The organism is Nioella ostreopsis, from assembly GCF_004000255.1.
GTDB classification, from domain to species: Bacteria; Pseudomonadota; Alphaproteobacteria; order Rhodobacterales; family Rhodobacteraceae; genus Nioella; species Nioella ostreopsis.
Genome location: NZ_RCIQ01000004.1, coordinates 265,486 through 278,835, shown reverse-complemented (window position 1 = coordinate 278,835; position 13,350 = coordinate 265,486). Strand labels below are relative to the sequence as shown.

The 13,350-nt window shown below is 61.8% G+C and carries 12 protein-coding genes and 1 pseudogene; 4 read left to right on the top strand and 9 right to left on the bottom strand.

From position 1 onward, the window contains the following. The coding region (locus tag EP237_RS06755; protein ID WP_164744641.1) for a M10 family metallopeptidase C-terminal domain-containing protein at positions 1–1,768 on the bottom strand (1,768 nt) is incomplete at its 3' end. 221 nt (positions 1,769–1,989) lie between these two features. Between EP237_RS06755 and EP237_RS06750 the strand changes: the two genes are divergently transcribed. Together EP237_RS06750 and EP237_RS06745 are read left to right on the top strand one after the other, a co-directional pair. Beyond that, on the top strand, positions 1,990–2,301 hold the full coding sequence (locus EP237_RS06750; RefSeq protein ID WP_127559391.1) for a hypothetical protein: 312 nt from the start codon (positions 1,990–1,992) through the stop codon (positions 2,299–2,301). A gap of 253 nt (positions 2,302–2,554) precedes the next feature. Beyond that, positions 2,555–3,046 (top strand): annotated as a pseudogene (locus EP237_RS06745) (tyrosine-type recombinase/integrase); the annotation flags it as partial. Positions 3,047–3,174: 128 nt separating this feature from the next. On the opposite strand, the gene EP237_RS06740 reads toward EP237_RS06745, so the two are convergent. The 7 genes from EP237_RS06740 to EP237_RS06710 form a co-directional block, all read right to left on the bottom strand. Then, a complete protein-coding gene (locus EP237_RS06740) occupies positions 3,175–3,681 on the bottom strand; it encodes a DUF2165 domain-containing protein (RefSeq protein ID WP_127559388.1) in 507 nt (168 codons plus the stop codon). 64 nt (positions 3,682–3,745) lie between these two features. After that, entirely contained in the window at positions 3,746–5,410 is a 1,665-nt protein-coding gene (locus tag EP237_RS06735; RefSeq protein WP_127559386.1) for an ABC transporter substrate-binding protein, read from the bottom strand. Positions 5,411–5,522: 112 nt separating this feature from the next. After that, entirely contained in the window at positions 5,523–6,404 is an 882-nt protein-coding gene (locus tag EP237_RS06730; protein WP_127559384.1) for a TauD/TfdA dioxygenase family protein, read from the bottom strand. Between the two features lie 4 nt (positions 6,405–6,408). Then, the gene (locus EP237_RS06725; RefSeq protein ID WP_127559382.1) at positions 6,409–7,815 is read right to left on the bottom strand and encodes an FAD-binding oxidoreductase; all 1,407 of its coding nucleotides are present in this window, start codon (positions 7,813–7,815) and stop codon (positions 6,409–6,411) included. Further along, complete coding sequence (locus EP237_RS06720; protein ID WP_127559380.1) at positions 7,812–9,044, bottom strand: amidohydrolase family protein; 1,233 nt, start codon at positions 9,042–9,044, stop codon at positions 7,812–7,814. Before EP237_RS06720 ends, EP237_RS06725 begins: the two co-directional genes overlap by 4 nt. Next, positions 9,041–9,835: a creatininase family protein gene (locus EP237_RS06715; protein ID WP_127559378.1), complete on the bottom strand. Its 795-nt coding sequence runs from the start codon at positions 9,833–9,835 to the stop codon at positions 9,041–9,043. The genes EP237_RS06720 and EP237_RS06715 overlap by 4 nt, the downstream gene beginning before the upstream one ends. Beyond that, positions 9,832–10,530, bottom strand: coding sequence for a glutamine amidotransferase-related protein (locus EP237_RS06710; protein ID WP_127559376.1), 699 nt, complete (start codon positions 10,528–10,530; stop codon positions 9,832–9,834). The genes EP237_RS06715 and EP237_RS06710 overlap by 4 nt, the downstream gene beginning before the upstream one ends. A gap of 128 nt (positions 10,531–10,658) precedes the next feature. On the opposite strand from EP237_RS06710, the gene EP237_RS06705 reads away from it, so the two are divergent. Continuing rightward, positions 10,659–11,051 carry a RidA family protein gene (locus EP237_RS06705; RefSeq protein WP_127559374.1) on the top strand — a complete coding sequence of 131 codons (393 nt, stop codon included), beginning with the start codon at positions 10,659–10,661 and terminating at the stop codon, positions 11,049–11,051. Between the two features lie 488 nt (positions 11,052–11,539). Here the strand turns inward: EP237_RS06705 and EP237_RS06700 are convergent, their stop codons facing one another. Continuing rightward, positions 11,540–12,424: a GlxA family transcriptional regulator gene (locus tag EP237_RS06700; protein WP_240661548.1), complete on the bottom strand. Its 885-nt coding sequence runs from the start codon at positions 12,422–12,424 to the stop codon at positions 11,540–11,542. A gap of 134 nt (positions 12,425–12,558) precedes the next feature. Here EP237_RS06700 and EP237_RS06695 point away from each other — a divergent pair, with 134 nt between their 5' ends. Further along, positions 12,559–13,347 (top strand): class II aldolase/adducin family protein, encoded by a 789-nt coding sequence (locus tag EP237_RS06695; protein WP_127559370.1) that lies wholly within the window; start codon positions 12,559–12,561, stop codon positions 13,345–13,347. Positions 13,348–13,350 lie beyond the last annotated feature (3 nt).

The following is a 13,350-nucleotide window of genomic DNA, read 5'->3' as shown; positions in this document are numbered from 1 at the left end:
CGCCGGTCAGGTCGCTCTCGGGGTCGCTGTCGCCGACACGGATGCGTCCTGCGAGGCCTGCGGTGCTGGTCACACCGTTGAGTGTCAACGTGTAGCCACCGCCGAAGTCGAGCACGAGATTGCCGCTTTGGACAACTGCAGAGGCCAGCAGTGAGCTGACATCGCCAAACCAAGAGGTCAGGTTGATCCGAATAATGTCTCCGTTGAAGTCCGTGATGACGTCCTGCCCACCGGAATAGATGAACGTATCGATCGCAGCACCTCCGGTCAGCGTGTCATTGCCGAGGTTGCCATCGAGCACATTCGCGACGTCATTGCCGATGATCGTGTCATTTCCCCGACCACCGGTCGCATTCTCGATGACGGCCCCGGCGGCGATGGTGAAGCCGCCATGTACTCCTGTGACATAAGAGACATAGCCACCGCCATTGGCCGAATAGGTCAACGGGGCTTCGCGCAGGTCGATGATGGAGGACAGCAGGCCGGGATTGACGATCGTGTCAATGCCGCCAGTATCCCAGATCGTCGAGTAGTAGGCGTGGGAAAAGGCCGTCTGATTGACTGTGAACAGCTCGTAGGTGTCGTTGCCGTTGTTGAAGGTGGTGTTGGCCCCATAGAGCGATTGCAGAACCGCTATATCCATGGCCATCGGCGTGCCCTGCCAGCCGTAATTGTCCGACGGGCTGGCCCCGTGCGGGGCGGTCTGCCAGCCATCGTTGTAGGACATTGTCGTATAGATGCCCTGGTTGAGGTCGAAATTGCCCAGGCTGCCAAACGACGCGGTCACGCCGTCCATGATGGAAGAGGTGCCACCGGTGTCGTGCGGATGGGCAAGACCCATGCCATGACCGATTTCGTGGATCATGGTGATGAACCCGTAGCCACCCTGTGCCTGGCCGAGCGTCGTCCAGCCCTGACCGCCATTGTAGAACACGCCGTGACCGTCAAGGTTGTTGTAGGAGGTGCCGTTGATCGTCACCGAGGTTCCGCCGACGCCCCAATAGCCGAGGGAGGAGTCCGGGTCGGTGGATTCAACCATGAAAAAATCGGCCTGGTTGGGGTTCGTGACCACGTTGAAATTCACGTTGGCCACGTTCTCGAAGGTCTCGAAAGCCAGCATTGCCTGCTGCTGTTCGTAAGTGCTCCAGGTCGAGGTGGTCTGTGGCGTGTCATAGGGGTCATCGAAGCTGACGCCGCCGGGCACGAAGTAGACGTTGATGGAGGTGGGGGCCGTATAGCCCCAGGTGATCGAGTCCAGCAGGTCGTTGCCAGAGGGCGGCGGCGGGGTGGTGCCTCCGCCGCTCATGGTCAGGGTGTAGGTGCCCGTGTCGACCGTGCTGCCGGTATAGCCGGGGCTGTTGTAGTAGCTGTCCGCGGCGATGTAGTAGGTGCCACTCGATGCTGCGGTGTACACGATCTGGGAGTTCAGGGTGCCGGTCCCCATATCGTCATTGCTCCGAACTGGGTTTGAGGACCCGTCATAGAGATAGAGATACGGATCCGTCATCGAGCCAGCGGTCATCGTGAACGTATAGGTCACGCCCGCCGTGAGGTTCACTTCGACCCAGTCCCAATCGTTGTCAAAACCAAGCGTGCCAACGAAGGAATCGCCCGAAGACATGCCGTACACAGTGCTGGAGTTTCCAGCTGCATCGGAGGTTTCGGAGATGGTCAGCGCGTTTTCGCCGCCAGTGTCATGCAGCCAGTCGCCATCGGTTTTGAAAGGATTGAATATGGCGCAGGTCAAACACATTTCTGGTCTCTCCATGTTGCGTCCCGGCTGTTGCATCTATGGGCAGGGGGCGGCGGACCCCCGACGGGACATCTTTTTTTGCACAGCCAAAGGCCGCTTTGAATAATCTTCGGGGACTGGTACGTTTTGCCAAAGGCGCGTCGAAGAAAGCTTCAAGAACGAGCATAACGCGGTGGCTGCCAGGCATTTTCCCCCGAAAGAAAGCAACCTCCAAGCATACTTAACGGAGACATAGGATGAAATTCAAGCTTGGCCATACGGTAAATCTGGCCGGGCTTCTGTTGGCAGGAGGCCTGACCATGGTCGCAGACAGCTCATTTGGCAGCGGGACAGGGGCTGGCGCTGCGCTCCCCCATGCTGAGGGTCAAGATTTCACAACGCTGGATGCCTATCTGGCGCATTTGCAGCAACTTGGGACCATCGGGATCGCCTGGTATGAGCGGATGCCAGACGGGCGCTATCAGCTCGTCAGGCGGCGGCCGCCCTGGGAAGAACCCGAGGTCTTCACGCGCGAAGAATTGCTGGAACGGTTCGGGTTCGAGGAATAGAACCCGCGCGAATTTGATGCCCGACGGTCGGGGCGCAGGGTGTCGGAGCACTGCGCGTTCGAAACGCCCATGCACCTGTCTTCGGGAAGCTTTAGTATCATTGCAGGGAGCGTCAGGCGGCAGGAAAAGCGCGGCTTTCGGACATGCAATGTCGCAACGGCGGTCATGTGTCGACGAAGCAGGAGGCGCAAGGGCTGACCTGAGCCGGCATCAAGCGAAGCTTGGAAAGCAGGCGATGCGATCGGTGTGAATGGTGCCTGTTGAGGCCTTTGAGGCCCGCAAGGCGCAGCTCAAGGGGGACGGCAAGGCCGGGCGCTGGTTCTCTCCGCTGGAGCTGCATGTCCTTCCAAAGCTCGGTCGCGTCCCTGCGGAGGAGCTCGACCAGCAGGACATCAGGAATACTTTGGTGCCGATCTGGCATACGAAGGCAGACACGGCTCGCAAGGCGATGAACCGTCTCGGCATCGTCATGCGCCATGCGGCGGCCATGGGCCTCGACGTCGACATGCAGGCCACCGAGAAGGCGAAGGCTTTGCTCGGCAAGTCACGGCATCAGCCCAAGCATGTCCCCGCAATGGACTGGCGCGAGGTGCCTGCGTTCTATCAGACCCTTAACGAGGGCACGATCACCAACCTGGCGCTGCGCTTGCTCATCCTGACAGCGGCCCGCTCCAGCGAGGTCAGGTTCTGCCACCTGGACGAGATCGAGGGCGACCTCTGGACGATCCCGGCCGCGCGGATGAAGCTGATGTTTCGCGGCGATCTCTTGCACGGCCTTGTCTCCGCGCAGCGCTTCCAATGCCCCCTTGGCTAGCGCGCTGTCCCGCCTCCATACAAGCTCCTCTGACACTACCGATTAGCTCCACCACCGACCTAAAGCAGCAGGTTTGCCGATGCGACGATAAGGATCATGGTGCCCATGCCCCATAGGGTCATCTGGAAATGCGTGTTTTGGCCTCCTTCGTGACCGAACCAATAGCAAAACCAGTTCCCGACGACGAGGAAACCACACCACGTTGTCGTGAACAACAGGGTCCCAATAAGCGCTAGCGAAAGCGCTGGCTCTACCGCTCCGATTGCGAAACCCGCTAAGAACAAGGCGCCCGCGCCGATCCACAATGCCAGGGCAGAGACCAACTCCCATGCGACGATCAGACGGAACAGGATCCGCCTCAGGGGCGCGCTGACAATTCGTCTGTAAGACACGAACGCATAGGCTTCGGGGTAGTCCTCTCGCATGCGGGCCATGTCCATGACCTCGGCCGTGTATGTCTCGTTCAGGAACGGGTGAAAGAGGTTTTCCAACGCGCCCACGGTCAGCCACGCGGCCAAAAAGCCGACATTGACCGCGAGAACGAACAGTATGATCTGGTCTAGCATGCTTGGTATCCTGGAAAGTTGCGCCCGGCAGGGGAGAGGGCTGCCGGGCGCCTATGGGACGCCTTTAGGCTTCCCAGTACATGTACTGAGGATAAAGCTCGTTTGAGATATGGACCTCCGCGCCCTTCAGGTTGCTCTTGGAGTGGTTGTAGAGCGCCCGCCAATAGGGCTGGATGATCACGCCTTCATCGACCATGATCTGCTCGATCCGGGCCATGATTTCACGCCTTGCCTCCACATCCGCCGTGGCCAAGGCCTGTCCGACCAGCGTGTCGAACTCCTCGTTGGCGAAGCCGGTCTCGTTCCAGGCCTCACCGGAACGATAGGCGATCGCCAGAGTCTGGATGCCGAGCGGGCGGTGGTTCCAGTTGGTGATCGAGAACGGGTATTCCGCCCAGGCGTTCCAAAAGGACGAGGACGGGATCACGTGGCGACGTATGGGGATACCTGCAGACCGGATTTCCCCGGCGATGGCGTCACCGGTCGAGCGCCAGAACGCAGCATCGAGCGAGATCAGCTCGTGTTCGAAATCGGCCATGCCGGCCTCGGCCATCAGGGCCACCGCGCCCTCGGGGTCATGGATTGCCGGGCCGATATCCGCGTATTCCGGATGAATCGGAGAGACATGGTGGTTCTCGGCGACGCTGCCTTGTCCGCCGTAGCCAAGCTCCAGCACGTTGGCCGGGTTCACCGCCATCGCCAGGGCCCGGCGCACGCGGGCATCGGCATAGGGGCGCGTCCCGTCCACTTCGGCCAGCGCATTGCAGCGGGCCAGCACCGTGGCTGCCGTGTTCACCGAATGCCGCGACCAGCCATCGAGCGTATCGAAGACGTCGATGAAGTCACCTTGCGTGTCATAGGTCACGTCGAACTCGTCGGCTTCAGCACTGGCGAAATGGGCGGTTGGATCGGCACCAAGATCGATGAATTCGATGCGATCCATGAAGGCACCGTTTTCGGCGTCCCACCATGTGTGATCGGGATTGCGCACCAGTGCCGCTGCGATGCCGACGTCATAGCCGTCGGGCAGGTATGGGCCGGTTCCAATCGGGTTTTCCAGCATCATGTCTTCCCGGAACGAGGGATGCACGATGGCGGCGGGATAATCTGCAACACCGGCGATCAGCGAGATGTCGGGCCGGGGCAGGGTCAGCCGCAGGGTATGGCTGTCGAGCACCGCCATCACACCGTCCATGATCTGGCCGGTATCTGGGTCGATCATCACTCCGAACTTTCCGGGCATGGCATTGGCTTCAACCGTGCTGTCGCAGAAGCGCTCGATGTTGAAGGCGACGTCCTCGGCAGTGAAAGGATCGCCGTTGTTCCAGGTCACGCCGCGCCGGACATTCAGGGTATAGACGGTCGCATCCTCGTTGATGTCCCAGCTTTCCAGAAGCTTGGGCGTGAAGGTGCCATCGGAATTGTATTGCACGAGGTATTCAAGCCAGCCGCGCGTATAGGTGGCGAGGCTGTTGAAGTCGAACTTGCGCGGGTCGCGCATGGTGACCAGCTGCTGCTGGATGCGAACTGTGCCGCCCATCTGGGCATGGCCCGCGGCATGGGCCGGAGCAGGCATGCCGATCATGGCGTAGGCGGTGGCAGCCGAGGCGCCGAAAGAACAGGCCGTGGCCAGAAACTCGCGGCGGCTCATCGGGTCGGGCCCGATCTTCTCTGCCGATTTCAGCAGTGTTTCGGGAAGGGGTCGTCCAGTTCTGGTGAAGAAGCGCATGTGTGTTTTCCTCTCTGTTGGGTCGTGAGGGGGACCGCCCTGTCAGTTGGCAGCGGGGCTGCGGGGATGCGCGCGGTCGCAAAGGGCCCGGTCGGCCGCGCGCGGAAACCTGTCAGGCCGGAATGCGGATCCGGTCGATGCCGTCGGCCTCGGTGACCGACGAACAGATGCTCGACAGCGTGCGTGGCTGTTCGTAGGGCCAGGGCGTGCCCCGGTGCATCACCGCGCGCTGATCCCACAGCAGCACGTCGCCGACGGACCATCTGTGCGAGTAGACGAAGGCAGGTTGCGTGCAAAATGCGGTCAGGTCGGCCAGCAGCGCCTCGCTCTCGGCCTCGTCATAGCCGTCGATCCTGAAGGCATGGGAGGCGAGGTAGAGCGCCTCACGCCCGTTCACCGGGTTTTCCCAGATCGCGTTCCAATGCTGGTCGGGCCACTTGTTGAACATCGGCAGCTTCGCCAACTCGGGCGAGATCTTGCGCCGCGAATGGCTGTAGCGGTGCCAGATTCCGCGCCCGCGTACCTTTTCTTTGAGGTCCTCGGGCATCATCGCCCAGGCCGCGCGGGTGGAGGCAAGCTCGGTCGCGCCGCCCTCGGTTGTCACCACGCGCCCGATGAGGATGTTCACCAGCGACGGGACGGGCAGGAATGTGCTGTCGGAATGCCACAGGAAGTTGGATTTCAGGTTCAGCGTCTTGAGATCCATCTCGCCCGAGGTCGTGCCATCCTCCTGCACATTCGACACTTTCGGGATCTCGAACTTTTCGCCGGGCTTGCGCTCGTCCGCCTGCCGGTCTTCGATCGGGCCGAAAAGCTGCGCCAGTTCCAGGTGCTTTTCGTCGCTCACATCCTGCGCACGGAACAGCAGCGCGGAATGCTCCTCGAACAGCGCCCGGATCTGCGGAAAGAGGTTTTCGGCAGTCACGTCGGACAGAGCGATGCCGGTCACTTCGACACCGAAATGGGGGTTGAGGGGTTTGGTCTGGATCGTCATGGGGTCAGTCCTTGGCCTTTGCTTCGATTTCGTCCGCCGTCAGGTGGCGGACCGTTTCCCAGACCTGTGACTTGCCGGGATTCAGCAGTCCCTTGGGGTCCATGCGTTTCTTCCAGGCGAGGTGGCGGTAATCGGCGTTCTTCAACCCGCCGCCCTCGACATGGAAGGTGTGGGCATCCCAGACGGTGAACCCGTGGGAGGCATAGATTCCGTCGATCTCGCGCAGGCGCGCTTCGTCCTTGAACCAGATGATGGGGAGATCTGCGGTCATGACCGCGCCGTCGAGGCGCGCAAATTCATGGTGATGCCAGACATCGTCACCAATCGCCTCGGCGACGCTGACCACGGCGTCGGCATCGGCCGGATCGGGCACGCCGAGCTGCTGGTAGGTGGCCGAGCGGTCGGCCTTGAGTACCTGCAAGGTGGTATGGTTGTAGGCGAACTCGAAGACATGGGGCACACCCTTTTCGGCGCGCTCTTCTTCGGTCATCGCCAGGTCGAGCGTGCCGCCCTGCGCCGCGACCAGATCGCGAAACGCTGCCATGTCTTCGCGCGGGACCAGCGTGACCAGCAGGTCGCGCCCGGCCTGGATGTGGCCCTCCAGCTTGGGAAAATAGCCTGCAATGCGGGCATCCACGACCGAACACAACTTGCGGCCGATGCTGTCGCTGATGGCCAGCGCATATCCCGCCTCGTAGGCGGCACGGTAGTCGTCGAAACTCGCCATGCAGCCCACCCAGTCACGGGTGGGGACGGTGCGCAGGGTCACCTCGGTGATCGCCCCGTTCAGACCCCAGGCATGGTGAATCTGCAGGGCCTCTTCCGCGTCGAAGACATGTTCGAGCGGGTCGGCCTCGACAGACAGCGCCTTGAGCTGGAGGATGTTGCCCTTCTCGCGCAGGGCCCCGTTGGCGATGGACCCGATGCCACCGCTGCCGCCCGCGACGAAACCACCGATGGTGGCAATGTCCTGGGTCGAAGGGAACATGGCCATTTCCCATCCCTGGGGGATCAGCGCGGCGTTGATGTCAGCCATGAGCGCGCCTGCCTCGACCCGAACGTAGCCCTCGCCGATTTCGAGAATCCGGTTCATACCCGTAGTCTCGATGATCAACCCGCCCTTCAGCGGCACCGCCTGCCCGTAGTTCCCGGTTCCGCCCCCACGCAACACAACCGGCAGGTCGCGGGCGTAAGCGACGGCAAGGCAGTGCGCCATTTCCTCGCGTGTCTTTGGCTGCGCGACGAGATCGCCGAAACAGCGGCGCAACTGCGCGTTGAGGATCGGTGAATACCAGAAGAAATCGCGGCTGCGTTTCTTGACCAGCACTGGCTCGTCGATGATTTCGACCGGGGCCAGCGCTGCGGCGACCTCGCTCCAGTCGGCTTGCGGTTTCTCAATCGTGTCGGTCATGGGCGGGTTCCAATCGTTTCAGCCAGCGGACGCGGGCGGGCCGTGCCGCTCAGCAGATCCGAGGTCGAGGAGGCGTCGAACAGCAGAAGATCCCCGATGGCGGCCCCGTCGACGGTCTGGGGCGCCAGTCCCAAGGCGCGACGCGCATTGGTGGTGATCATGGGAAGGTGATCCCCGAAGGGCGGGTCGAGATGGGCGGCCAAGACGCCGAGCGACAGCACCCCGATCGGGTCGTGCCGCCCGATGGGACAGAAGGCGTCGCGCACGTTGTCCGCGCCCATGACCACGCACACCCCGGCGGCCTGCAATTCCCTGACCCGCGTGATCCCGCGCCGGTCAGGCGTGCCAGCGCGGCGGCCCTGCAGGTAGAGGTTTGTTTGAGGCAACGCGGCAACGGCAATCCCGGCACGTGCGAGTTTGTCTGTGATCCGGGCGAGATCGTTTTCGCTCTGATTGGCAAGGCTGCATGCGTGTCCACAGAGCACGGGCCCCTCGAAGCCGGTTTCGAGGGCCGCGTCGGCGATCATCTCCAGCCCGTCTAGGCCCGGTTTCAGCCCCTCGTCGACGTGGAAATCGAGCGCCAGGCCAAGCCTATCAGCTTCGCGGAAGCAATTGGCGATACCCGCCGCCCGGTCCGGCTGGTCGAAAACGAAGGTTCCAAGAACCGCGCCATCATGTGCCACCCGCCGTGCACAGCGCCGGGCATAGTCGGGATCAGCCATCCGGTCGGCCCCGGTCAGCGCAGCGCGTTGAAGGACAGCTCGGCTCTCCTCGGCCAGCGCCCCCAGGACGTGCCAAGCCATGGGGGGCTGGTCGGGCTCCTCGCCATCACCCCAATCGACATGACTGCGCACCGCACCGCAGCCCGCAGCGATCAGCTCCGCAAGCCCCCGGGTTGCGCGCAGGCGGATGTTGTCCTCGGTCCATGTTGCCTTGTCGGCGCGTTGAGCCATGATGGCGGCGTGCAAATCCCCGCCAACGCCCTGCATCCGGTCGATACTGTGGCACTTGTCCAGATGCACATGCGGTTCCGTCAGGCGCGGCAGGACCATCCGAGTCGCGGGCGCATCCGAGGCCTCCAGCGCAACAGCCTGTCCGTCCATGATGAGCAAGTCCCCAGACAGGCAATCCCCGGTCGACCGCCCCCCAAACCGGTCGGGGTCGGCCAGCAGGCTTCGGGGCACAAGGACGCCCGGAATGCGCGATGTGAACCGATCCTCGCGAGTCATGGCGCCCCTCTGCGATGATCGAACCGCGCAAAATCCGCGAGGAAGGCCGCGAAGGCCCGCCCCGCGCTGTCGAGCAGATGTGCACCTTTCTCAGCCGTCGCCGCAGTAGCATTTCCACAGGCCCCGAGCGGGTGCAGATCCTGCGCGAGCCAGCCGGGATTGGCGGGTTTCCCGCCGAGGCCGATTTGGGGAAAGTCCTTCTCCCAATCCGCCATCGCAGGCCTGAAATCCTGCGCTTGCGTCATGTCCACCCGCTCTGGCCGGATCGCCAGCATGGCCGAGGTTTCGCTGTCGCCGGCGTGAATGTCCTGCGCATAGGCATCGGCATCGTAATGCGCCTGCCAGTCCGTGAACCCGCCCAAGGAACAGACCACGACAATCAGGTTATGTGTTCGCCGCAGATCCCGTGCCGCCACCTGCAACAGCGCGCTGTTGCCGCCGTGGCCGTTAAAGAGAACCAGCCGCTGAACCCCCGCGGCCGAAATCGAAGCCCCGATATCGCGCAGAACCGACAGCAGGGTTTCGGCAGACAGCGTCAGCGTGCCGGGAAAGGCGATGTGCTCATCACTCTTGGTGACGGTCAGTGTCGGAAGGACAAGCACGGATTGCTCTGGCCCGAGAGCCGCCAGCATCCGCGTGGACACGGCGTCGATCAGGTCGCTGTCCACCGATAGCGGCAGGTGCGGCCCGTGCTGTTCCGTCGCGCCAAGCCGCAATACCGCCACCGTATCAGCGGGGAGGTTGCGAAAGGCGGGTGAGGGCAGATCGGCCCAGTAGCCTTGAACGGTCACAATGCCCTCCCGATCAGGGTATCCAGAAAACCGGTGAACCACGCTGCCTGCGCGGCGTCATGCTGCGCCATCAGCGCCAGTTGCTGCTCGCGCGATTGCACGCCGGGGCGGGCATAGACATCTTCCTTGTTCTGCTGCCAGCGTCGGAAGCCGGTCTGCGTGACCTCGGGGTGAAACTGCACACCGTAAACCTTGTCGCCGTAGCGAAAGGCCTGGTTCTCGTAGTTCTCATTGCCCGCCAGCCGGACCGCCCCTTTCGGCAGGTCGAACGTATGGTAGTGCGCCTGGGTGACGGTCAGCGGCCGGTTAAGGAAATCTCCGGCCTCCTGGGTCGGCTGCACCTCGTAGTAGCCGAACTCGAATATCTCTCGCTCGCGCGGTCCGGCCCATGCCCCGAGGTGATAGGCGATCTGCTGGCAGCCCTGGCAGATGCCAAGCAGCGGAATGTCGGCCGCAAGGCTGGCCTCGATCCAGGCGTATTCGTCGTTCAGGAAGGGGTGACGGTCCGTCTCGTAGACATTGAACATGCCGCCGTAGATCACTGTCGCGGCATAGCCATCGGCGCGCTTCGGCAGAGGCTCGCCCTTGAACGGCTTGCACGTTTCGATCTCATACCCGGCGGCCTTGCACCAGGACACGACCCGATCATCCGCCGGCTCATCCCCATGGCGCACCAATAGCACACGCTGGTCCATGACTTCCCCCTTGAAGGAACTGGTTTCGCGTGGCCCTGAGAATGATCTGTGCCAGAGATGTACATTAAGGTTTCCAGAAGCCTTCGCATCTGGCAAGATTTTTTCTTGGGCAAAGAAAGAAATTGGAAATGAAGGCGTTAACACCAGATTGCATCCGTGCGCCGTTCGGTGCCTATGCTCATGGAACAGAGATTCCCGCCGGGTCGCGGCTGATCAGGACCTCTGGTCAGTTGGGAATCGGACCCGATGATTCGGTTCCTGAAAGTGCCTACGATCAGGCCGTCATCTGCTTCTCGAATATCCGGGAAATCCTTGCTCAGGGAGGGATGGAGCCATCCGACGTAGCGCACATCTCGGCTTATGTGACCGACCGTGATTTCTTTCCCGAATACATGCGCGCACGCGACGCGTTCGTCGGCGCAGCGGACAGGCTTCCCAGTTCGACTCTCCTGATCGTTTCCGGATTCACCAGACCCGAATTCAAGGTCGAAATCGAGGTTTGGGCGGCAAAATTGGCTTGATCAGGTCAAGGTTGGTTAGGCCAAGAAATCACTCGGTAAGTTAAGACCGTTCCGTGGGGATTGGGCGCCCCATGAGTTGCTTTCCCTGCCAAGATCGTCACCTTGGAATGGTACTCCTGCTCGGTGTTGATTGCATCCGCTGCCGGTTTCATTTGTGCCATCACGGCCACAAAGTGTCGAACCGGGCGAGGTATGGCCGGACAGCTACATTAGAGGCGCTGCGAGCAGATGTTCTGCCGCACCTTGCGTGGCGGTCCGCAATGGACCGTCAGAGTGGCTGTGCAGCACTTCGGTGCCAACACCGATGGCCTAGAAGCCGACAAGTTGGATGCGACCTTAAGGCAGCCGAGCTCCGTGCCGACACTTGCCGATTGACCACAAAATAATGTTCGATCCATCAGCAAAACTTGAACTTGGCTCGGGAGGCGATGTGAATTCTCAGTGTTCATTCAACTTGGTAGTCAAACATAGTCTCGCCAGATCGCGGCCTATCGTAAACGAACATCACGCGGGCGCGTCCCCATTTCCTTCCGATAGGTGCGGCTAAATCCTGCATGAGAACCGAAACCAGTCGCGACCGCGATCTCGGTGATCGGCAGCCGCGTCGTGGAAAGAAGCGCCCGCGCGTGCTGAAGCCTGAGGGAAAGGTAATACTCCGACGGGCTGCGCCGCAACACGGAGCGGCAGAGTGCCCGCAGACGCTTTTCGCTGACCGCCAGCTGTCGCGCGATCTCCCGGATCGGCATCGGGTCTTCAATGTGGGCAAGCATCAGTGCGCGCATGGCTTGCAGGGTTGGATCCATCGTATCAAGGGGACGCTGGCTTTGCGCGGCGGGCCTGAGTGAGCCGTGAATCATGTCCTCGGCCACTTCGTCGGCGAACGTCGCGCCCATCTCCGAGGCGATCCAACCGAGCATCGCATCGCCAGTCGCTGTGCCTCCCGCCGATGACAGCCGCCGCCCGTCGAAGTGGTAAATCGCGTCGATGACGTCAATTTCGGGCCAGGTTTCGCGAAAGCCGGGTTCTGCTTCATGATGCACGACGACGCTGTGCCCTTTCAGCAGGTCAAAGGAGGCGAGCACCGCGACGCCGGTGTCGATTCCGCCGAGAATGGCACCCGCTCCAGCCGCCCGGCGCAGAAATTGACCAAGGCCGTGGGGGCGCAGGGCAAGCGGTTCGTAGCCTGCCAGCACCAAGAGGAGATCGCACCGCTTCCCGTCCATCCAACCGCGCACGTCAGGCTCCACGAGGCGGCCGTTTGAGGCTTCCACCGGCTCTGCGGTAGCCGTGCGCGTTTCCCAGGTGAAAATACCTCGGCTTGCCCGCTTGTTGGCGATGCGAAGCGTTTCGCAAGCAAAGACATAGGCGAGCATCTGGAACCGAGGGTGCAGTATGAAGCAAACATGGGGCATGGGACGTTCACGGATAGAAATGGGTTGTTCAAGGATAGTCGGGTTGCAGGATGCGCATAATATGGCGCGGGCTCAATCGCTTTGGGAGATGCATCATGACAGTAATGACACCCACGCCGCTGACCGGGCGGCCAGCCAATTGCAGCGACGCCGAATGGGAGGCCCGGCAGGACCTTGCGGCGATCTACAATGCGCTTGTGAAATACCGACTGACAGACCTGACGAACCAGTGGCATGCCGTGCGGGTGCCGGGCGAAGAGGCGTTGCTGACCCACCATTACGGCTGGATGCACGACGAGGTGACGGCTTCGAACCTGATCAAGGTCGGCTTCGATCGCACTAACCACAATCCTGAGAACGGAGCGCCAAACCCCTCGGCCACTAAGATCGGCAAGCTTTTCTTCGAAGCTGATCCAGCAACAAACTGCATCATGCATATCCATACCAAGGCGATCATGGGTGTCAGTGCGCAAACCGAGGGGGTCGGTCCTTACAGCCAAGCCTACCTGATGATCGGAGGGGGAGACGTGATTGGCTACACCGACTACGAATTCGAGTGCACAGAGGATTTCCTGTCGGGCCTTCTGAAGGCAGGCATCGGGAAGAAGATGATCGTCGAGGCATGGCACGGTGCCTTCGTTTTCGGCCGCGATGCAGGCGAGGCCTTCTTCCGATCCTTCTACCTTGACCAGGCTTGCGCCGTGCAGTTGGAGGTGCAGAAGTCAGCTGCGGGTGGCGCCACGCTACGCACTATACCCGAGTCGGAGCAGGAGCGACACTTGGCAGACATGGCGGCGAGCGACTGGTACGGCTACGAGGGCGCGTTGGAATGGCACGCGATCCGCCGGCGTCTCGACACGGAGATGCCTCACTACAGGACATGACGA

Coding starts and splice junctions, on each gene's coding strand:
- EP237_RS06750 (WP_127559391.1), top strand. CDS start 1,990: ATGAAATTCAAGCTTGGCCATACGGTAAATCTGGCCGGGCTTCTGTTG.
- EP237_RS06740 (WP_127559388.1), bottom strand. CDS start 3,681: ATGCTAGACCAGATCATACTGTTCGTTCTCGCGGTCAATGTCGGCTTT.
- EP237_RS06735 (WP_127559386.1), bottom strand. CDS start 5,410: ATGCGCTTCTTCACCAGAACTGGACGACCCCTTCCCGAAACACTGCTG.
- EP237_RS06730 (WP_127559384.1), bottom strand. CDS start 6,404: ATGACGATCCAGACCAAACCCCTCAACCCCCATTTCGGTGTCGAAGTG.
- EP237_RS06725 (WP_127559382.1), bottom strand. CDS start 7,815: ATGACCGACACGATTGAGAAACCGCAAGCCGACTGGAGCGAGGTCGCC.
- EP237_RS06720 (WP_127559380.1), bottom strand. CDS start 9,044: ATGACTCGCGAGGATCGGTTCACATCGCGCATTCCGGGCGTCCTTGTG.
- EP237_RS06710 (WP_127559376.1), bottom strand. CDS start 10,530: ATGGACCAGCGTGTGCTATTGGTGCGCCATGGGGATGAGCCGGCGGAT.
- EP237_RS06705 (WP_127559374.1), top strand. CDS start 10,659: ATGAAGGCGTTAACACCAGATTGCATCCGTGCGCCGTTCGGTGCCTAT.
- EP237_RS06700 (WP_240661548.1), bottom strand. CDS start 12,424: ATGCTCGCCTATGTCTTTGCTTGCGAAACGCTTCGCATCGCCAACAAG.
- EP237_RS06695 (WP_127559370.1), top strand. CDS start 12,559: ATGACAGTAATGACACCCACGCCGCTGACCGGGCGGCCAGCCAATTGC.